The sequence below is a fragment of the Methanosarcina sediminis genome, assembly GCF_052056915.1.
In the GTDB taxonomy this organism is placed as follows: Archaea; Halobacteriota; Methanosarcinia; order Methanosarcinales; family Methanosarcinaceae; genus MTP4.
The window spans coordinates 133,563-154,520 of record NZ_CP195119.1; the positions used below are offsets into that span (position 1 = coordinate 133,563).

General features: G+C 48.4%; 15 protein-coding genes. 13 read left to right on the forward strand and 2 right to left on the reverse strand.

Annotated elements, in window-relative coordinates:
• Window positions 1-145: 145 nt before the first annotated feature.
• Window positions 146-373 carry a gas vesicle protein GvpA gene (gene gvpA, locus ACSAZK_RS00575; protein ID WP_440955508.1) on the reverse strand — a complete coding sequence of 76 codons (228 nt, stop codon included), beginning with the start codon at window positions 371-373 and terminating at the stop codon, window positions 146-148.
• 659 nt (window positions 374-1,032) lie between these two features.
• Between gvpA and ACSAZK_RS00580 the strand changes: the two genes are divergently transcribed.
• The 11 genes from ACSAZK_RS00580 to ACSAZK_RS00630 all read left to right on the forward strand — a co-directional run bounded on the left by ACSAZK_RS00580 (window position 1,033) and on the right by ACSAZK_RS00630 (window position 15,561).
• Complete coding sequence (locus ACSAZK_RS00580; RefSeq protein ID WP_440955509.1) at window positions 1,033-1,461, forward strand: PadR family transcriptional regulator; 429 nt, start codon at window positions 1,033-1,035, stop codon at window positions 1,459-1,461.
• Between the two features lie 173 nt (window positions 1,462-1,634).
• The gene (locus ACSAZK_RS00585) at window positions 1,635-1,943 is read left to right on the forward strand and encodes a hypothetical protein (RefSeq protein ID WP_440955510.1); all 309 of its coding nucleotides are present in this window, start codon (window positions 1,635-1,637) and stop codon (window positions 1,941-1,943) included.
• A 503-nt stretch (window positions 1,944-2,446) separates the two neighbouring features.
• The gene (locus ACSAZK_RS00590; protein ID WP_440955511.1) at window positions 2,447-4,486 is read left to right on the forward strand and encodes a hypothetical protein; all 2,040 of its coding nucleotides are present in this window, start codon (window positions 2,447-2,449) and stop codon (window positions 4,484-4,486) included.
• Window positions 4,487-5,497, forward strand: coding sequence for a hypothetical protein (locus tag ACSAZK_RS00595; protein ID WP_440955512.1), 1,011 nt, complete (start codon window positions 4,487-4,489; stop codon window positions 5,495-5,497).
• A complete protein-coding gene (locus ACSAZK_RS00600) occupies window positions 5,488-6,366 on the forward strand; it encodes a hypothetical protein (RefSeq protein ID WP_440955513.1) in 879 nt (292 codons plus the stop codon). The genes ACSAZK_RS00595 and ACSAZK_RS00600 overlap by 10 nt, the downstream gene beginning before the upstream one ends.
• Window positions 6,367-6,657: 291 nt before the next feature.
• The gene (locus ACSAZK_RS00605; RefSeq protein ID WP_440955514.1) at window positions 6,658-8,874 is read left to right on the forward strand and encodes a hypothetical protein; all 2,217 of its coding nucleotides are present in this window, start codon (window positions 6,658-6,660) and stop codon (window positions 8,872-8,874) included.
• 60 nt (window positions 8,875-8,934) lie between these two features.
• On the forward strand, window positions 8,935-10,026 hold the full coding sequence (locus tag ACSAZK_RS00610; RefSeq protein WP_440955515.1) for a hypothetical protein: 1,092 nt from the start codon (window positions 8,935-8,937) through the stop codon (window positions 10,024-10,026).
• The gene (locus ACSAZK_RS00615) at window positions 10,010-10,870 is read left to right on the forward strand and encodes a hypothetical protein (protein ID WP_440955516.1); all 861 of its coding nucleotides are present in this window, start codon (window positions 10,010-10,012) and stop codon (window positions 10,868-10,870) included. The genes ACSAZK_RS00610 and ACSAZK_RS00615 overlap by 17 nt, the downstream gene beginning before the upstream one ends.
• 552 nt (window positions 10,871-11,422) lie before the next feature.
• Window positions 11,423-12,928, forward strand: coding sequence for an AAA family ATPase (locus tag ACSAZK_RS00620; RefSeq protein ID WP_440957065.1), 1,506 nt, complete (start codon window positions 11,423-11,425; stop codon window positions 12,926-12,928).
• 66 nt (window positions 12,929-12,994) lie between these two features.
• Window positions 12,995-14,647, forward strand: coding sequence for a vWA domain-containing protein (locus ACSAZK_RS00625; RefSeq protein ID WP_440955517.1), 1,653 nt, complete (start codon window positions 12,995-12,997; stop codon window positions 14,645-14,647).
• 245 nt (window positions 14,648-14,892) lie between these two features.
• On the forward strand, window positions 14,893-15,561 hold the full coding sequence (locus ACSAZK_RS00630; RefSeq protein WP_440955518.1) for a hypothetical protein: 669 nt from the start codon (window positions 14,893-14,895) through the stop codon (window positions 15,559-15,561).
• Window positions 15,562-15,775: 214 nt separating this feature from the next.
• Here the strand turns inward: ACSAZK_RS00630 and ACSAZK_RS00635 are convergent, their stop codons facing one another.
• Window positions 15,776-17,488 (reverse strand): thiamine pyrophosphate-binding protein, encoded by a 1,713-nt coding sequence (locus ACSAZK_RS00635; RefSeq protein ID WP_440955519.1) that lies wholly within the window; start codon window positions 17,486-17,488, stop codon window positions 15,776-15,778.
• A gap of 643 nt (window positions 17,489-18,131) precedes the next feature.
• On the opposite strand from ACSAZK_RS00635, the gene ACSAZK_RS00640 reads away from it, so the two are divergent.
• Together ACSAZK_RS00640 and ACSAZK_RS00645 are read left to right on the forward strand one after the other, a co-directional pair.
• Window positions 18,132-18,596, forward strand: a complete 465-nt coding sequence (locus tag ACSAZK_RS00640) for a pyridoxamine 5'-phosphate oxidase family protein (RefSeq protein WP_440955520.1) — start codon at window positions 18,132-18,134, stop codon at window positions 18,594-18,596.
• Between the two features lie 785 nt (window positions 18,597-19,381).
• Entirely contained in the window at window positions 19,382-20,674 is a 1,293-nt protein-coding gene (locus ACSAZK_RS00645) for an RNA-binding domain-containing protein (protein WP_440955521.1), read from the forward strand.
• The last annotated feature ends 284 nt before the right edge of the window (window positions 20,675-20,958 follow it).

Genomic DNA, 20,958 nt, shown 5'->3' on the forward strand with positions numbered 1-20,958 from the left:
CATTGGGCTGCAAAACCGTTCTTCTTCGGGCCTTTCTTAAATGCGGGGATTGGGGTTTCATGTCTGCTCCTTATCAGCCTTGACCTTGGAAACTCATTACTCACAGGCTGTGTCCATTCAATTAATTAAAAAATAAAGGTTCCTGTTATGCAACAGGAACCTCGGGAGCCGCTTCCATTGCAGCCTGTTCAATCATTGTAATTTCTTCTGCATAGTGCAGGTATGTATCTATGGAAGAAACAACGACTCTGGCCTCAATGGAGAGGATCTCGATTCCGACAAGGGAAATCCTTGCCCAGGTGTCCACAACAATACCTTTGTCAAGTATTCTATCAAGTACTTCAGCAAGACTCGAAGAGTCCGGGTTTACCATTTTATTACCTCTTTTCTTTTTGATCCTGTATTATATAGAAATGAAAATTTAATTTCAGGAGGGGAGATTTCATCCTCATGTGAAAACTCCGGCATTTTCATAGCAATGCATCAAGCGAGATTCCTAAATTCCTAAAGCGTCTGTGTTGCTTTGCCATCACCTCTTTTGAAGTATCCTTTCAGGTACCACTTTTTGAGAATTGTACAGCAGGATATAGGTCAACAAATTAATAATATTTAGGATATTGTGCATTTTGTTTCAAAAAATATAACGAATCACGCACACATCTAATAAATTATGTAATTTGACCTGCAATATCCCTGCAAAAGGAAAAAGTACGAGCCCAGAGGTCCGCTTTAAAGCCATTTGCGGTCGAAGACCGGTATCGGGAATCTCCCCTATCCTATGGGCTGCAATACGCTTTGAAGTGCCTGACTCTGGCCATCATTCTGGCTGGGATCTATTCTGGACCGTACTTTAGGGAGACGTGGAGAAATTCGTCCAATTGTTCCGGAACTTAAGGGGCGGAGCTGAAAAAGCCTCAATATAAATAAAATTCCATCAAAACTATTTCCCAGGTAGCTGCCTCGGAAAATATCCGAGGATCTGGCATCGCGGGCAGATAGAAATTATTAAGGAAAGTACTTTTTGGTGAAAATATGTTTGTAAAAGATACAGTAGCAGAAATGCCAACTTATGATGGAAGCGAATCAGATCCCACCTCTAACAGGCCGGAAAAAATATCGGACTTCAGGCTATTCGAGGAGTTCGGGTCAAACGACGAAATTGAGACCATCATAAAAAAGCACCTGAATATAGTTGTCCTTTCATTAATCAAGAAAAAACCAATGTGCGGTCAGGACATTATAAAGGAAATCTTTACTCAATTTAACGTGTTCATAAGCCAGAGTTCCGTATATCCGATCCTGTACTCCCTGAAGGATAAAGATGTCATAGAGATTCACTCCCCTAAAGGGGACCTGAGAACAAAAATATACGTGCCAACCGAAAAAGGAGAAGCTATCATCAATGCAAAAATAAATGAATTTGCTCTTGCACTCGATTATGTGCTTTCCACAATCAAGTGAACTGAAAATTCCTGAAAAATTTCCCTTAATGCTCCTGCAATAGGAGCAAAAGTACAAAAAAGTAGAACCGTACATAGAAGAAAAATTTTACAAATGTGGAGTATTTTTGCCAATAACATGTCAGCAAATATATAATCTAGAAGATATAGCTCCACGGAAAATAAAGTGATACCATGAGCCGACGAAACGAAATTGATATTTCCATACCGATTAAAAACGGATGCGGACTGGCAAAAACCTCAAAAACGACATTAAAAGCCACGGTTACCGGCTATTTTGAGATTATCTCCCCTGATACGGGGACCTGGTCAATACTGGCAAGAATGAACGGAAAGACAATTCTGGATATCAAGAACGTAAAAAAAGGACAGAAGCTGGAGTTTTCCCATAAAACCGGCCTGAAAACAAAGCTGGAAGTTGAAGCAATATGGAGTGAAAATAAAGACACGACCCTAAAGGTTCATGCAAAAGTTACCACATAAGGGCCGACTTTTCCTGTAAAGCATTAAATCAAAAAAGATATTTTCGGCAATGAATGCAGGAAGCCTCTTTTGGAAAGGGTTTCCTGCCACATTTTCAGCTTTTCCCTACCACATTCAGCTTTGGGCCTTCTCTGGCTTCACACGGGATATTAGGTACTCACAAATGCTATACAGAACATTTGTGAAAATGTCTGATTAATCTGCCGGAGATAATGAGTTTTATTAATACAGGGAGTAATAATAACAATTTTTCCGACATTTAACCTTTAAATCAAGCCTTAATTTTACAAAAACGAATCAAAAGATGTTTTAAAATTCAAAATAAACCTATATTTAAATACTATACAAATTAATCCATTAATACAAGCTAAAATCGCCTTTAAGCGGTTAGAAGCTCCATATTCAATAAATAAAGGAAGATAAAACCAAATATAAAGGAAACACAAGCTTCAAAGATCAAAAATGTTTGCAGAAAACTGACCAAAAATGTTCCAGGGAGAAAAATGGAGTACAATAGTAGCAAATCGAATTTCGGGTCACTGTCTTTTGGCCTCAAGTTCAGGCATGCGAAATGCAGGACCCTGAAAATATATGAGGCCTGTGAAAGCCTGCAAGATCCGGATACTGAACCTGAAAGCGAACCTTTTGCACATTCAAGAGGGAGCTGCCCGAACCCGGAAGAGTCCGGGATTGCTGCTCCCTTCTCCCGGACAACAATAAGAAAAAGAGCTGGGAAAAACGAAGCCTCCGGGATTTCAGGTCTTCCGGTCTGTCCTGCAGGGGAGATCGGCGACAAAGTGCTTTACGCAGCAGGCCCGGGCAGTTCCGGGAATTTATACCTTCCGAGATACCGGCTCGCAGAACTGCAGCTCCCGAATCATAACCAGTACCTGGTCTCACTGAAAAAAAGCAGGCAGGGATGGGACCTAAAAGTCCGGCTGGAAAAATATCCGTATCCCGGCCTCCCGGCCCACGGGCTTAAGGAACTTCCCCATGAGATTTCACTTACCCTGCGCTCTTCCGGCATTCCGGAGGACAGGCCCCCGGAGTTTTCCTTCCAGGAGCTGTTCAGGACAGCAGCGGGCCTGAATGCGGTGTTAAATATCCCGACCCTTCCGGAAAGGGACATGGTTTATAGCATACTTACCAAACCCGGATGCGGAACAGAGCTTATTGTCTGCCGCAGGATTGAGGTTGCGGTACCCCCTGAAAGCAAGGAAAACGCAAACCTCCCTCCGGACTCCTCCTGTTTCCGAAAGGTCCGAAGAGTGCTGGAAAATCCGATTCCTTTTAATTTCCCTCCGGAACTCCATGAATATATATTCAGGGACCGGAATGAAATTCCCGGAGTCGGGCTAATCTGCAGGCAGGCCGGAGCAAATAATTATTACCAGGTGCAGGACAATCCGCATATCTTCTACTACCTGCCGGACAGTTTCAGGCTCGCAAGGCGCCCGGCTCCCCCCTGTACCCCTTTGCTTTCGGTACGGTTTACAGGCCGGGGAAAGGTAAACCTTGAATACACAGCCAGGCCCACCACAGACCAAAGGCGTCTTGAAAAAGACGCAAAACTGCTCGAAACCTTTATTCCCGACTCTCCTGACAATCCGGCAGGAGAGCAGAAAGTCCGGCTCAGACCCCTGCTTCCGGAGCCAGGGAAACTTAAATACTACCTGGGCCTTCCGGGAGAAGGAGGGCCAGGGCCTTTAAGGGAACGAAAAGGAGCTCATCTCTGCCTTCAGGAGGGGATAAGGGACCGGCTTATACTTACGGTCCCGGAGTTTAGGGAGGTCTTTGAAGCCCTTTTCAGGCCGGAATCTGCCATATTCCGGGGCAGGGTCGAGGTAGAACTTGGAGGGGGACTAAAAGAAAGCGTCCCGTTTATTGCCCGGCTGGACCGCATGGAAGGCAGACTTTTTGACTATGAGGAAAACGTAGATGCTTCGGGCTGCGGAGAGGTTATCCTGAGAAACCTGATCGAAAGCCCCCTGAAAATCAGGGGGCTAGCTGCAAAATTCATTCGGGAACCCGACGAAGTAATAGACGCAAAAATTCAGGGCAGCCCCCGGTTCCGACTCCCGGAATTACCATTAAGCCTGAAACCGGCCGAAGAACGGCGTTTTCCTGTCCTGCCTGAAAGGCCTCTCCCGGAAGGCCCCCTTCCGTTTCGACTGAAGCTTGAGGTCGAAGGTCCGGAAGTGCTGCCTGACCCGGAAGCTATCTGGGACTCCATTGCAGAGTCCGGGATTTCCCCGGAATCCAGGGTCCTTACGGTAAAAACCTTTGTGTTCAGGGACGAGGAAGCTGCGGCAGATATTGAGGAACTGATCGTCGAGTTTCCTGGAGGGAAGACCGTGGAACTTTCCAGGAAACGCAGTACTGCAAAGGTGAACCTTGACCTGCCGTTAAAGGACAGGGTCCTGCACCGTGAAGCTTTCGAACTCTGCCACTATACCGTAAAAACCGTTGATCGGAAAGGAAGGGTTTCCGCAGTCCGGGAAGGAACCGCCTCCGGAGACCTGCTCATTGTGGAGGGAAGATAAATGCTGTTAAAAAGCCTGCCTGATTTCCAGTACTGCCTGACCGCGGCCGGAAACAGGGTCTTTGCGGCCCATGAGAAAGCAGGGGAATACATCCTGATGCCCGACAGCCTGGCTCTTGCAAGGCCTGATGGCAAAAACCGGGCTTGCAGGCTGACCCTTGTGCGTGGGAGAAGCCCGAAACTTGCCCCTGATCCCCACGGCCTGCTCGAATGCATGCCTGGCTTGCACTATCCCTGGGAAGAGGCCCTTCAAAGCATACGAAAACTCCGGCCCGGAGCCGTACTCAGGCCTGCGGGCTTTTCCCGGTGCAGCATCTTTCTGGAGCTGCCCGATGGGAAGAGAGTTTCAGGGGAACTGAACGGTATCCATTTCCTTTTCCATGAAAGCAGCTTTGAACTGAAGCTTTCCGAAGAGGCAGCCTGCATGGCAAAATCTTTGCAGGAAAATGGCCTCAATGGGGTATCCGGCGTGGCGGAAGTGGTGCTTGAGGGTGTTTCCCCAAGGCTTCCCGTAAAGGTCCGGTTTGATTCCCGGAAACTACTTGCCGGAATAGAGAATTTTTCCGGAAAAGGACAGGGCATAGGCCGGCCTGAAATATTGAAGTTTTTCAGCCAGCCTCCGGAGTATCTGCCTCTCGAAATCTCAGGGAAATTGAAGGAAGGAACCCTGGAACTCAATCCCTGGCTTTTTGCGGAAACTCTGGCCGACCGGTTTATATACCGCTTCGGGACCCAACTATCTTCCGGAATAAAAGGGAGTTTCGAGTGGGACCTTTCCGTACCCTGCAGGGTTTTTAGGAGTTATGTCCTTCCCCTCCGAACCTTTGAAGCCCCGGGAAAGGCCACTTCCTGCCGGGAACTGGTGGTCCCCGCATTCCGAACAGAGCCGATGCAGGTGAAGGTCTCGGCTGACTTGCCTTTCCGGATATACGGGCTCTTTGCCCTGGGGGTTACCCTGAGGGTCCCCCCATACCGGGAAAAAGCAGCGGGGTTTCGAAATCCGTGGAATTAAAACCTGAAGAGAAGTATAGAGCCGTTATATCCCCGGATATTTTCCCGACTGCAGAACCGGAATATACATATTCGACCTTTGCGGTTGTCCGAGCTCCTTACGGGCCAAAACTGCTGAATAGCCCGGAAAAAACCCATAAAGGGAGCAAACTTAACCTGACAGCTCCGGACTTCCCCCTGAATTATGTATGGGTCGAAGCCTCCCGACGCCTGCTTGATATCGCGGAACTGCACGGGACATGCACCTGGCTTGAAGCCGGCCTTGAAATCAGACAGCCATTTGATTTCGATTTTGAGGCTTCAAAAGAAGAAGAAGAAGAAGAAAAAGGGGAAGAAGAAGAAAAAACCTGCAAACTGGCAATTGCCGTCCCCCGGGAGAGAGAGGGGAAAAAACAGGAGGAAATCCCGCTCATAGAAATCCGGGCCCTTTCCAGGACAGACGAAAAGATGCTGTGCCTTGCCCGCAGGGGCAAAAAACTCTGCCTGGACCTGCCATCCTTTCCCGAATACGGGCCTCAAAAGCTTGAAATCCGATGCATTTTTGAGCCCGGGGCAAAGTTCTGCGTAATTGAGCTTTTGCCCGAAGGAAAGGAGCCGTGCAGGAAATACATCAGTGTACGGCATTTCACGCCTTCTTCCCCCCTGCAGGAATGGACCTGGTTTGCAGATTCCCCTTTCCGGGGAGGATACAGGTTCCGGAAAAAGGTATTTGATAAGGAACCGGGGCCCTGGTTAAACCCCCTGAACCCTTCCGTTCCCCTCCTTATCCGGGTAAAAGCAGGCGAAGAGCGGGAAGAGCCGGAGCAGCAGGGAACAAAGACTTCCCGGACCCGTATAGGGCCCGGAACCCGCGGGAGCGAAAAATCGTAATCCTGCAAACAGCGTGCCGTATACGGCATGTTTTCACGCTTACAACAGGTTGTCCTGTCCTCACAAGCCGTGAGGCGGAAAACCTATTGTTGTAATATCCATCAGGCCGGAAGCCCCGCATTCGGGCCGGCAGGCCAAAAGCCCGGTATGTGAACTCCCTGGACCGGGAAAACTAATCTGAAAAAATCGGTGAGCTGATGCTCCGGAATTTTTTTGCCTGCCGGGCCATCCTGTGCGGGAGCCGGCCTCAAGCCTGAATTAAACGAAAAACAAAACCATAGAGGTATAAAAATGCTAAGAATAGACAAAGTACAGATTATTGAAGGAGTAACGGTATACGGGGACGATGAAAATCCGAACCTCTTCTATGTGCTGCCGAACACCCCCCGCTTCAGGAAGGTCGGAGACGACTATACCTTTAAATTTGTGAAATACCGGACCCCCATCAAGAGGGAAAACGGAAAACTTGGCGGGGCGTTTGCCTTTTTTGATGTGGAATTCACGATTCCCGACGAACAGCTCGAAGCGGTAAAAGAAACCCTCAGGCAGAAGCTCAATTCGAGTGAATCGGGGGGAAGCGGGGATGTCGAGATCGGACAGTTGACTTTCACGGACGGGAAGGCAAGCATAAACCTGGAAAACGTAAGCAAGGAAATTGTGGAAACGGTCTGGAACCCGGGATCTCCGGCCCTTTACGGGAATTACATAACCCCCTTTACCGTGGAGTTTACCCCGGACGGGGCAGCTCTTTTCCAGCATGCTCTGCAGGGAGAGGGAGGGTCCGTTCAGGTAGCCTATGATCTCTATACCTGGGCCAAACTGCCTCCTATCAAGGTAAAAGGCAGGTTCAACGCTGAAAAGTTTTATTCTTTCTATCAGCAGATCGACCTTAACTGGTCTTCCTGGTCCAAGGACGCTTACCGGGAAAAGATAATCGAAAAAGCTCGGGACTCGGATTCCTATGAAATCGAATTCGAGTGGGGGGCCACCACGGATCCTGAAATCCAGAAGGATATCCGGGAATGGGCTCACAAGACAATGGAAGACGCAATAGCAAGAAAGATGGTGAATGCGATTGAGCCGGTCTCCGAAAAAGGGCGAAAAAAACCCTGGGGTAAGAAACATGTGACCCGGGATTTCGTAAACCAGAAGATCTCGAGTTTCACTCTGGAGTTCGATGAAAGGCTGCCTTTTAAATGGAACCCCGCACCCAGGGGGACCCTGCCAAACATTGAAGACTTCATGAAATATTACTCCGAAGTCGATACGGACGACCCCTTCTTCAAACAGCTGCACGTTCCGATTTCCGTAAATGCGGACTTTGAGGACCTGCCCATCCACAGTGTTGAGGTCCACGTTGACTACAACCAGGGGGATGTGCATACCATAGAGCAGCCACTCCTTAAAGGGCCGGACGATGTGGCCTGGTTTAAGACCTACACGGATGGAGAAAATTTCAACTACAAGTACTGGTACCAGATAAACTACCGGGGCATGAGCCAGTTCTTCAAATCCGAAGAGTTTGAGACCGATGACCGGAACCTTGTGATCAATGTTGATGATACCGGGGTCCTTGTGGTCGACGCAAAGGTAGGAGACCTGGACTTCGGAGAAATATCCCAGGCGATTGTGACCCTTCGATATGACGGAGGAGCTGCGGATGGTTTTGAGGAATGCTTTTCCCTGGACCGGATGACAAAGGAACACAAAATCCGCAAGGTCATCCTCCAGCCCCGCAACAACCCCTACATGTACAAAGTCAAGTATGTAATGGCCAACGGCAGGAAGTTCGAAGGGGACTGGCAAAAAGGGGACTCAAGGACCCTGTACATCAACTCGCCTTTCAGCTATAAAAAGGAGGTTTCCGTCCGGACCATAGGGGAACTGGGCACCGATGTCCGGAACATCTTCTTGAATCTGGTCTATGAGGACCCGGACAACAAATACACACAAAAAGAATCCCTGATCCTCAACAGGGAAAAACCCTATTTTACCTGGGTTTTTCCGGTGGTCAGTTCTTCTCAGGGAGACGTAACCTATGCGGGCACCATCCAGTTCGCAGACGGTACGGTTGAGGAAATAGAGATGACCTGTGCGGATAGCGATACCATTGTTGTGGGGCCTGCCATTCGCAATATACTCTCCGTTGAGGTACACCCTGACCTGGTCGATTTCGATGAGGTTAAACTCGTAAAGGTCGCTTTGCTCTATGGTGATGAGAAAAACGGCATCAAGGAGAAGAAAGACGTAATCCTTCGGCCGGAATCCAAAAAGCCTGAGGCCTGGACTGTCAAGCTCAAAGACAGGAACCTTGTAGAGTACCGGTGGCAGGCTACCTTCTTTATGAAGGACGGGACCGTCAAGATGGGGGAACCCATGACTTCGGAAGAGCCCAGTGTCGTACCGAAACTGCCGGGGTCCCGGAACTCCGGGGATAAGCATGGGAATGAAGACGAGTTTGAAGATGAAACGGGATTTAGGGAGGATCAAACCCGTTTTGAGGACTGAAAAAGAGGGCTGAAAAAAGCAGGCACAAAAACCTCCCAAAGCAAGGAGGCCTTTTCTTCAATGGGGGGAAGGCCTCCGAGCCTGCCGAAAAAGCATAAGGTAAAGGGTATCTGCATGTGTGGTTGTACATCGGGTCAAAAGACAATTGAACTGGCCCTTCGCAAACTTGCGAAGGAAATGCCCGGACAGGCTCTAAGAGCAGAGGTTGCGCTGGGAACCCTGCTTGACTGGACCCTGGATTCTCCCTGGAAAGGGGTCCTGTGGGAATTCAGCCGGCTTACGGGAGACGGGTTTCCGCTTGAGCTTGGCTTTTCTTCTTCCGGGAACCTTATTTCCTATACAGTAGAGGTTGCGGGCCCTGAGACGGATGAAAGAAGGAAACTCCGGCTTGCGGAAAAAAAGCTGCAGCGGCTAGGAGGAGAAGGCTATACGCTGCCGGATTCTCTTCGGGCCCGGTTTCGGGAACTCCAGAAGGATGGAACCCTGCGCTACGGATGCTGGATAGGAGGCAGGCACGGGCCGAAAGAGGACCGGTATAAGCTGTATCTGGAAGTCCCGGCCGGGTATTCGGGAAACTTTGTATCATCCCTGCTCGGAGAAGCTTCTCTTCTACCGGATGAAGTGCCTGTACTTGAGATGGTCGGCCATGAACCCCTTACCGGCCGGACGGAACTGTATTTTAGCGTAAGGAGCGAAACAGGACTTTTGCCCCGGGAATTGAGTTATCTGCTCTGGAGGGCCGGGTTTTCGGCGCAGGCGAAAAGCTATTACGGGCTGATAGAAGAGGCGCACGGAGATTCCCTTAAACGCGCTCTTTCGGCTTCCAGCCTCGGGTTCAGTTTTGCCTGCTCGGCCGGGGGAATTACAGGCTTTTCCCTTTTCAAGTTTGCCAGGTCTGTTTGCGGAGGAGACGGTAAGACCCGGAAAAGGCTGCTCGAGCTGGCCGGGAAATACGGGTGGGACCTGCGCGGGTACGCGACCGTAAGCGAAGCCCTGTGTTCCCGGAACGTCTGGAATACCCGACACGGGATGCTGGGATTCGGACTGGCTGCCGGGACCGGGCCATTTCTTCAGATCGGGCTTCGCCCTCCGGAAAGTTTTAGTCCTGAAAACTCCGGACCGGAGGAGAATTCGTATGCTCGAAAAAAATGAAGTAATCCCTGGACTCCTTGAGGCTCAGGCCCCGGAAGGAGCTTTTCCTTCATATATTTGGCTCGGAGAAAAGGTAATCCCGGACCTTAACAGCTTTACAACAGCCCAGGTCCTGCGGGCTCTCCGGGATGTTGCCGGACCTGAGGCTCTGGCACAGGCAAAAGAAAAAGCCCTTGATTTCCTCCTTATGTGCAGAGCTCCTGATTTGCCAGGAGCTTTTCGGTACTGGCCGGAGAATTCCCGTCCCGCGTTTATCCCGGAGCTTCCTGCCGATGCCGACGATACCGCGGTTGTCCTTCTTGAACTGCTCCGAAGCGGCCGGGTGGACCTGGCTGCTGTCGCTAAAACCACAGCAGAAGTTCTGGTCCCCTGCAGGTTAAAAGCCATTCATGAGCCCGCACCTCCCTGGCTAAGGCCCGGGGTTTTCCTGACCTGGCTCGGATGTGGGGAAGTCAATATTGTTGACTGCTGCGTCAATGCAAACGTTGCGGCCCTGTTTGCCTATGCTGGGCTGCAGGGTTTCCCAGGGTACCGGGAAGCCTGCCTGATGATCGAAGAAGGGATATTATGGGCCGGAAAGGATAAAGAACGCATCCGCTGCCTGACCCCTTTTTACCCCCAGCCTGCCGAATTCGTATATGCAATCCGAAACGCAGTGGTCTGCGGGGCAAAAGAGCTGGAAAAAAGCCTCTGGCTTGTTAACAGCCTGGGATGGATGCCCGAAAACCTTCGGGCTGAAGACAAGGGGGACCTGCCTATTTGCAGTGATGCTTACGGGACGATTTTCTGGAAGTCCGGAGTGCTGCAAAAAGCTCGGGGGTTGAACCCTGAGCTGTTTTTTTGAAGGTGAGGGGACACATATGATCATACCAGGTGTTGCATATGAGTTTTATATTTGAGTATTTACAGAAGATTCTTTATTGCATTACGATTGCGGTTTTGTTTATAGTCATTCTTGACCTGTACATTATCTGGAACCTCCTTGAATTACTGGTTTCTACGGCCGCGTTTTTATTCAAAATAATATGGGGTTTCAGATTCTGGCTGGCTCTGGCCCTGATAGCCTGGTTGCTGATTTCCAATAAAAACCTTATTTAATTTTGCCTTAAAAATTGAGTATTTTAATTGAATAAGTAAAAATTACACATAAATTTGTATAGAAATTAAAATACGGACATTAATTATTGGATAAAAATTTGGGTCATTTTTGAGGCAAATATTATATCCCGGGTATTTCCTTAATTTTTTGGGCATTTATATCTCACGGCAGATTATAGTATAAAGTATATAGTATAAAGTAAAAGGTCTATGAGAAAAATATATGGAAAATTTGGAAGGTTTGAAATAGAATAAAACAAAAGACATCACAAAAGAGAATAACCGGGGGAAGCCAGATCTGAAAAATACCCTGCTGAATGTCAAATCCGCATTCACGGAATACTTCAAAGAGCGCGAAGCCGAAATAAACGGCTCCCTTCTTGCCGTCCTTTCGGGGGAAAACCTGCTCTTCCTGGGTCCTCCCGGCACCGCCAAGACCCTGCTTGCAAAAAATATCTGCCAGGCAATCGAAGGCGGGCAGTTTTTCAACTACCTCCTGACCAGCTTTTCCACTCCCGAAGAGATCTTCGGGCCGCTTTCCCTAAAAGCCCTCGAAGAAGACGAGTTCCGCCGGAAAATCGACGGCTGCCTCCCCACCGCCCACCTCGCCCTCCTGGACGAGATCTTCAAGGCGAGCAGCGCAATCCTCAACAGCCTCCTGACCCTCCTGAACGAGCACAAATACCACAACGGAAGGGAGATCGTCGATGTGCCCCTGCTCTCGGTTTTCGGGGCATCCAATGAACTTCCCGAAGAAGACGAAAGTCTCGAAGCCCTCTATGACCGCTTCCTCTTCAGGTACAGGCTCGCCTACATCCAGGACGACGAAAACTTCAAAAGCCTCCTCTTCCGGACCCCCGGGGACTTCGAACCTGCCCTGCAGATTTCGGTTCTCGAAATTGAAAAGCTGCGTGCCAGGGCGGAAAACCTGCCCGTTGACCCTGACGTCGAGCTTATCATCACCGAACTCAGGCGGGCTCTCCAGCTCCGGGAAATCGAGATTTCGGACCGGCGCTGGAAAAAGGTCGTCCAGGTGCTGAAAGTTGCAGCCTGCAGCAGCGGCTGCCCGACTGTTGACCGGACGATGGCGCTTTTGCTCCAGCACATGCTCTGGAACCTCCCCGAGGAACGGGAAGCAATCCGGAAAACGGTCTTCGAACTCGTGGTCTCGGGCGGGATCAGCACCGAGAAACTGCGCCTGGATGCAGGGGACCTGAAAGCTGCCATAAGAATCGCCCTGATAAACGACCTGCCGGTGGGAGTCCTCTGCGACAGCTGCGGAGAAGAATTCAACCTCAGGCAGGAAGTGGAGGCGCACCACAACACCCACCAGAACCACAGCTATAAGCTCAAAAGGGAAGGAGCCTCCAGAATTTATCCTTACGACAACCTTATCCGGGAAATCGATTCCCTCCAGGAAAGTTCGGGGAAAACTGCAACTCTCTCCCCCGCCCAGAAAGATATTTTTGAAAACGAATACGAGGACCTGGCAGGCAGGGTGAAGGGTGTAAAAAAGCGCTTTGAAGAAGAGCGCGAACTTCTCAGGAAGCTGATGGAGGCAAACATCTGGCTCTCAACCCTCGACCGGAACGAAGCCCTGCTCCTGCATGATACGAGAAGTGAAGAGCTGTCCGAAATTGAGGCCCTTATGAAGGAAATCCGTTCTGTTCTCGGTTTGCAAACCCGGCCCGCAGGACCTGCAGAAGCAGAAGCGAAAGCAGAAGCAAAAGTGTCGGTCTCGGATTCGAGTAGTAGCTCTCCCGGCTTTATGAAAGGGCTTGGGTCCAGGTTCAAGTTGAGATAAATTCGGAAACTCAGATACAATTTCAAATTATCATAAAAGACAGAAAGCAGGGAGTAGGGTGCAGATATGGAAAAGTCGAATGGTCCCCTGAACATTTTAAACGACCCCTCCCTGGAAACTTACTCTTTTTTTTCAAGAAACAGACCCTGGCACGGCTCCCTTACCGTCCGGAAGCAGACCGCATCCCTGCTTGAAGGTGAACTCAGAAGCACAATTGCCAGGCCCAGGACTATTCCCCGTTCCCTGAGGGAAAAGATTGCTGAAGTGATCACTCAGGAAATCCTTTTCGGGCAGCCTTATGAAATAAAGGACCCTGGGAAATTCATCGGGCATTTCGGGGCCTTTTACCCAGTTTTCCTGACCCTTAAAAACTCAAAACCCTGGCCGAAACTCCGAAAAATCGCGAAAAAAAGTCCCGGAGCCGGGGTTGCCTGCCTGAAGCTGCTCCTCCCCCTGGTATACGATGTGATGGAACGCTTTTCGGCAGCATCTGATTCTTCTACCCGGGAAATCGGGGCTGAAATGGAAGCTGTCCTCCGGGAATTCGAAAAAGTCCTGAAAGAAACCTTCCTCAAATGGGGAAACCGCTCTCAGGAAGAACTCGCGGACAGGGCTGGCCAGCCCCGGAACCCGAACCTGGGACTAAACAACTTGCAGCCAGCTCTTTGCGAAGCTGTCCAAAACTTCATGCAGATGGACGGCTACCAGGCTTTCCTGGACGGGATGCTGGAAGGGCTCTACCGCAGGATGGAAGAATTCATTTCGGAGATGGAGGAAAACCTGGACCTTTTCGACCTCATGGCGCTCCTCTTTCCGGGCAGGAACTGGAGCTATTCCGTAAAGGAGCTTAAAAAAGAGCCTTTTTATGTTCACCTGAAAATGGTCAGGCGCTTTTCAAGCTTTTTCGAAGAAAACCCTGACCTCAGACGAATCGTGGACTTCATTGGCAGGCGGGAGTTTGACCCCCCGGCAGACCGCATACGCTACTCTCCCTTCGGGAAAGACAGGATCCAGACTGTTCGCTTCTCAAACTCCCTGAACAACCTCCTCCCCATGGAAGCCGCAAAGATCCTGAACCCGACCCTGAAACGGAAGTTCTACGCTGACATGCTGGAAGGAAGGCTCCTCAGCTACCAGCTGCTTGGCAAGCACTTCACTGGTCCTCCCCGCTTGAAACCGAAAGGTCCCCTGATCGCCCTGGTGGATACCTCGGGTTCCATGCACGGGGCTCCCCAGACCCTTGCCAAGTCAGCGGTCCTTGCCATAGCAAAAAGGATGCTAGCCCAGAAACGGGACATGAAAGTCATCCTCTTCGCCTCCACAACCCAGCACCTGGAAATCGAGCTCAGCAGCAGGAAGCGAATGTCGGAAAAGTTCCTGAACTTCCTCCTCTACACCTTCGGGGGCGGGACGGACTTTAACACGGCGCTTGCTTCCGGGCTAAAGAGCCTTAAAGAAAAAGACTTTCGGGGCGCGGACCTGCTCTTTATCACGGACGGGAAGTCCGAGGTCTCCGACGAGCTGGTGCTTGCCCGCTGGGAAGAGGCAAAAAAAAAGTACAACGCAAAGATCTATTCACTGATCGTGGGAGCTTCGGGGGCAGGGGGGCTTGAGGAGATTTCTGATTACACCTACCTGGTGGAGATGAACGTGGGAAGGGAAGAAGAAGGCGGGGTTGTGAGACTGGTTGAGGTGAAAACTAAGGATGATAAAGCCTAAGGACGATGAAGCCGAAATAAGATAAAATTAAATGAGATGAATGTTGTTCTTGATTGCTTTTGTTGTCCATATATTGTGCTTTGCCCTTTTGTTTTCTTCGGCATTAATTATTTTTTCACACCCTGCATATTCAAGACAAACCTTTCGATAATAACAAATATTTTAGATCCAATATTCTTTTAGGAGATTTCATGAAAGTAAAGTGTATAATACTGTTTATACTCACAATTTTTTGTATTGTGTCAATGTCGGGCTGCTCAGGCCTTGATGAGGAGGCGGGAGAGAAAGAAACTGCAGTAACCGAAGCTGCCGAAGCTGCCGAAGAAGTCGAAGTTGCTGCAGAAGCCGAAGAAACGGCTGTGTACAGGCCTGAAACTACGATCCTGAATCCTGAGCCAGGACTTCCCGAACGGCCAGAGAGTGAACTCTCGGAGTACGAAAAATACCCTTCCAGTGAAGCCCCGGTTTATGAAGGGGTCGAATTCGACAAAAACTCCCTCCGCTTTTCCGAGATCTTCAGCGATTTCGATACCGTGACCGCAAATCCCGAAGCTTTCCGAAAAGCTGCTGAAGACGGGACTATAGAGATCTACCTGAGAGGAAGGGTATTTGAACTTGAATTTGATGTGGCTGAAACCTTCACCCCGAAAATCATCATGGAAAATGAAAGCGGCATTTATACCGAAGAAACAGCTCCCATCAGCAACTACAGGGGAAAGGTTGCAGGCATCGAGGACAGCCGGGTTGCCATAACTGTCGGGGAAAATGTGGTTATCGGAAGCATTCGTATCGGGTACGAAGAAAGCTACTGTATTGAACAGACCAACCGGACCCAGGAAGGCAAAGTCATCCATGTGGTTTACAGCTCAGCGGACCGCAAGCCCAGGGAATTTACGGAATATCCCGAACTCTGAACTTTGTACTTAAAATCAAATTGCGTGCGACCACCCCACCCAAAAGAGAGGTAGGCTTCGGGCCGCACACCCGGTTTCCCGGGAATTCGGAAAGCTTTGGGTTGCCGTTGCCCGGATTTCCTTAATCAACGGGATTGAAACTCTGCTTTCGGTTTCCCCTGCGATTCCATAACATAATTCCATAACACGGTTCTTGAGGTAGTTCTTGAGATGGTCAAATTGGTTTAATGTACGGTCCCAGGATCATATCCTTATAAGAGCCCCCTGCCGGGACCTTCGGATACAGGACCTCTTCCCTGTCCGTACAAGCTTCCAGGAAGCAGGGTCCGTCTGCATTCATAAATGCTTCAATTTTCCCTTTCAAATCATTTCTGCTGCTTACTCTCTCTGCGTAATTGAAGCCAAACGACCTTGCAATCTCTGCAAAATTCACATCTTTTGGCCTTTGTGTTCCTATGCGTGTTCCTTCATAAGCCGTATCCTGCAGGTTCTGGACCATGCCATCACTTCTGTTGTTCAGCATGACTATCTTGATTGGAAGGTCCAGCGAAGCGATGGTATGCAGTTCTCCCAGATTCATCCTCAGGCTGCCGTCCCCATCGATTGCTATGACTCCTGAATGCGGGTTCGCATAATGGACACCGATTGCCGTGGGCATGGAAAAGCCCATTGTGCCAAAGGAGCCGGAAGTCATGAAGGATTTCGGGCATTGCATTGGGAGGTACTGGGCTGAGAGCATCTGGTGGTTGCCTACACCCGTGGTGATCTTTGTGCTTCCGTCAACGTATTCTGAAAGCATTGAAATGACCTCGGCAGATTGTATGTATTCGGATGTCCTGTTATAGTCCAGAGGCCAGGATCTTTTCAGGTCTCTTGCACGCATCTGCCACTCCTGAATATCCAGACGGATGTTGTGCTTCCTGGCATAGTTCAGCAGGTCGCGGAGCGCTGTGGCAGCATCCCCGATGAACGTGAATTTCGGACTGCGCTCGATTTTTATCTGATGCATTTTCTCGGGATTGATATCAATGTAAGCTATGTCAGTGCCTATTGCAAACCCGACCTTTTCCGCAACCCGGTCATCCCATCTTACCCCGATAGCGAAGAAGAAGTCGTTCTCCTGTATGAGCATGTTCGCATATGGTGTGCCGAACATTCCCAGCATCCCCAGGTTCAGGCCATTCCTTTCGTCAACGACACCCTTTGCCATGAGTGTGTTGACAGAAGGTATCCCGAAAAGCTCATTGAATTCCCTGACAGCCTGGCTTCCAGGCTCCGAGTTCAGGCCGCCTCCAAGATAGAGCAGGGGCTTTCTGGATTTGAGCAGCAGCTCAAAAAAGGCTTTGCATTGTTCCTCACACAGGTGCCTGTCATCGTGATAACTTCCCTCGAACCTTGTGACGGCCGTACCATTATACTCATGGTTTTTCATCTGTTTGTCAAGAGGGAAATCTATGACTACAGGCCCGGGTTTCCCCGACTTTGCAAAGTAATAGGCATCCTTGACTATGGTCTCTATGTCATCACCATTGGAAAGCTGTATGACCTTCTTTGCTGCATCCCTGAAGATGCCTTTGACGTTGATATGCTGGAAGGAATCGGTGCCTATCTTATGTTCAGGGACCTGCCCTGCAAATACAAGCAGGGGAATGCTGTCCCCATAGGCATCGGCAACGCTGGTGAGCGTATTGGTTATGGCAGGCCCGGATGTGACTATGGCCACACCTACCCTGTTGCTTGACCGTGAATAACCTGCCGCGCTGAATGCTGCCGATTGCTCGTTGGAATTGACTATAATCTCAATATCACTGTGCCTGAGGGCATGGAATACCGGAAGTATTGCTGCTCCAGTATAGCCAAAGATGTGTTTGACACCCAGGTCCTCCAGACTCTTAATAAGGACTTCTGCTCCACTCATTTCTTTCATCTTAAAACTCCCGGAAAGAAACAAACTGGCACAGGACGCACTATTCAGTATATTAACCAAAAACAGCACACTTGAGCCAGAATAGTTTCTTTTTCTTGCTCAAGCGAATAGTACTACCACTAATACAACTACTACAGATACGGGTAAATTGGATTCCGTGTAGTTTGTGGTAGAGCTTAACATTAGAAGGATGGAGGGAGAATGTTATATTTAAGGGTTGCTATGGTTTTTCCCGAATCTTCGGCATCGGACAGTGGAGACCAGTCATTGAAAACCACTTGTAGAAAAACTAATTATAAACATCCATAAAAGCTGAATGTGTCATAGCTGGCTCCTCAAAACAGCCATTTCCTCAGGGAAATACAGTCATTCACCTGAAAGGATTAGGGAAGTACACAAACATAGCGATTATGGCCAGCAAAACAAGAACAATAGCCAGACCTGCACTTATCAATTTCTTCGCGTCCATTTTATCGCTCCATTGTTATTTTAAGCATGATCATCTATAAAAAACGTTTCATTTTCTCTGAGCTTGTTTTACATGTAATGTTTTAAATAAAAACGAAGAGTTATCAGTTTTGTACCGATTTATAGGAATTTTTCAGCAAACTATCTCACAAACTGTCTCTTCAAGGTGAAAAGCATGGGAAGCCAGAAACTGATCCAGGACCAGCAGCAAATCGAAGCCATCCTCAAAGAAGCAAAGTTCATCCGCCTCGCCTTCTCGGACCCCGAAACCAATGATCCCTATATAGTCCCCCTGTCCTTTGGCTATAAGGACAACGCAATCTACCTCCACGGCTCCCCCAAAGGCAAGAAAATCGACATCATCCGGAAGAATTCCAAAGTCTGTTTCGAAGCCGACATCGAAACAGAAGTAATGCCTTCCGACGACCCCTGCAAGTACAATGTCCGCTACAGAAGCGTAATCGGGAAGGGAAAGGCACAGATTGTGGAAGATCCCGGGGAGAAAATTGAAGGGCTTACCGTGCTTTCGGAGCATTACGGGAAGAAAAGGCCCTTTGAGTTTGATGAGAAGAAAGTGAAGAAGGTAGCCGTGATTAAGATTAAGATTGAGAAGATGACGGGGAAGGAGTACGGGTTTTAATTTGCTTATCCGTGTTTTATCCTGTAAATCATTATTTGTCCCTTAAATTTCAAAAACAGCAACATGGGATTTACTGTAAATTACTGTAAAGCCAAATATTTTACAGTAAACTGATTGTTTCGAGTTACTGTTAAATATTTCGAGTTTTTGAACTTTACAGTAAGCCTTTAGGCATCGAATTTACTGTTAATTGCCGTGATCAAGATTTAACAGTAAACAACCAGAATGAGTTTTACTGTAATATATTTGAAAAGAGGCGTTCTAGCAGATGCTTGCTAGTTATCCAAGGCAGCATCCCCGGACCGAAGGTCCGGCCTGAGCAAAAAGAATTGAAAATCGAAAAGCAAATCAGCAAACATCCCAGGTTAAACCTAACAACTGATTGTAAAGCCGCCTAAACCTTCATTTTCTTCAAAGAGGATTTTAAACACACTTTTAGCGTCATTGTTTTTTCGTTTTAATCCTGTTTTTTCGGACTTTTCAAATTATCTTTCTACAATTTTACCTGCTCAGGCCGGGCTTCGCCCGGAAACCGCCCCCTGTTAAAGTGCATGATCAAGCTTAAAATTTCCCCTGAATTAGATTTCATGGCAAAAGTAAAACATACCGAACCGTAATAGCTAAGAAAAAGTGTAAATTCTCGAAAATTCGATGAGAATTTTAAATCCATCAAAAACGGTAACAAGGAATCTACCGTAAAGTACTGTAAAGCCAAATATTTTACAGTAAATGTGGATATGGGATTTACCGTTAAATATTTACCTTTACGGCACTTAACAGTAAGTATGAACATTGAAAAGCTCCTCGCCTTAATTCAGGAAGGGGAGTCTGAAAGGGTAGAGTTCAAGCAGAAAGCTACAGGCGCACTTAATAAAGAGCTTACAGCTTTTGCAAATGCTAATGGCGGGTATCTCCTCATAGGAGTTGATGATTACGGGAAAATTGTGGGCACGGACGTGAAAAAAGCCCAGGAAGCCGTATCTGCAGCTGTGCAGAACGTAATTCCTCCCCTGAAGCTGAAGACACAGAAATTTTCAATCGATGCCAAAGACATCCTTGCGGTTGAAATTAAAAAAGGGGATGCCCTTTCCTCCGTGGGAGGTGTTGTATACATCAGGATTGGGTGCAGTTCAAGGCCTCTCTCCATACAGGAAATCCTGATGCTTTCCAGTGAACTTGGAACCCTTAACTGGGACGAAGCCCCGTTAATTCCTTTCAAGACCGCAAAAGCCGAATTTCTGGACTGGTTTTTTGAAGAAATCAGGGAGAGAAGGGGTAAGAGTATAGCTGACGAGAACAGGAACCGGTACCTGCGAAGTGCAGGAGCTGTAAAAGAAAGCATGCTGACAAATGCGGGAACACTCTTTTTTACGGATGTCCAGGAGTTTATCCCTCATTCAAGGATCAGAATCATAGGCATGGAAAAAGACCAGCCTGCATGGAGCAAGGAATATGAGGGGCCTGTATGGAAATGCATTGAATCCGCTTACGGGGACCTGCTGCGGGAGATTAAAAAAATAGAGTTCATCAAAGGGACAAAAAGAGTCAAAATGGAAGAGTACCCCCCGAGGGCTCTTAGGGAAGCAATCATAAACGCTGTCTCCCACAGGAATTACGTAATCAATGCCGATGTCCGAATTTTCCTCTACCCCGACCGTATAGAGATCAAAAACCCCGGAGGCCTGCTGCCCGGTGTGGACCTCGATGACCCGGATCATGTTCCCAGGAACCCGGCAATCTGCAATCTCCTCTACGATACCGGTTTTATAGAAAGGTACGGCTACGGAATCCAGCTCATAAAAAAGGAAACCGAAGAACACCCCCTCTGTACCGTGAGCTTCAGGACCGACCCGAACCGCTTCGTCGTGACCTTCAAAAAAGACCTCTCGATGGCTCTTGATGATTATGATAAGAAGATCCTGCAATCCGCCGTATCCCCCATGAGAAGCGGTGAAATTGCCGAGCTTGTGGGTATGTCCAAACCTACGGTTCTCCAGCATCTTAAAAAGCTAGAAGAGCTGGAGCTGATTAAAAAAATAGGATCCGGAGCCAGTACAAGATATGAGATCGTAAAGTAATTTGCACTTTGAATTTCGACCATTAGAGTGTTGAAACTATTAAAAACAGAAATAAGAAATCTACCGTAAAGTACCGTAAAGCCAAATATTTTACAGTAAACTGCTTTTTTCGATCTACTGTAAGATATTTCAAGCTTTTAAGCTTAACAGTAAATCTCATGATTTCTATTTGTTGTAAAAAGCTACAATAATCCAAATTTACTGTAAGATGTATAAAGAAGGTATGTTCCTTTAGGTGCTCGCAGTTTATCCGGGGCAGCATCCCTGGACAGAGGGTCCGGCTT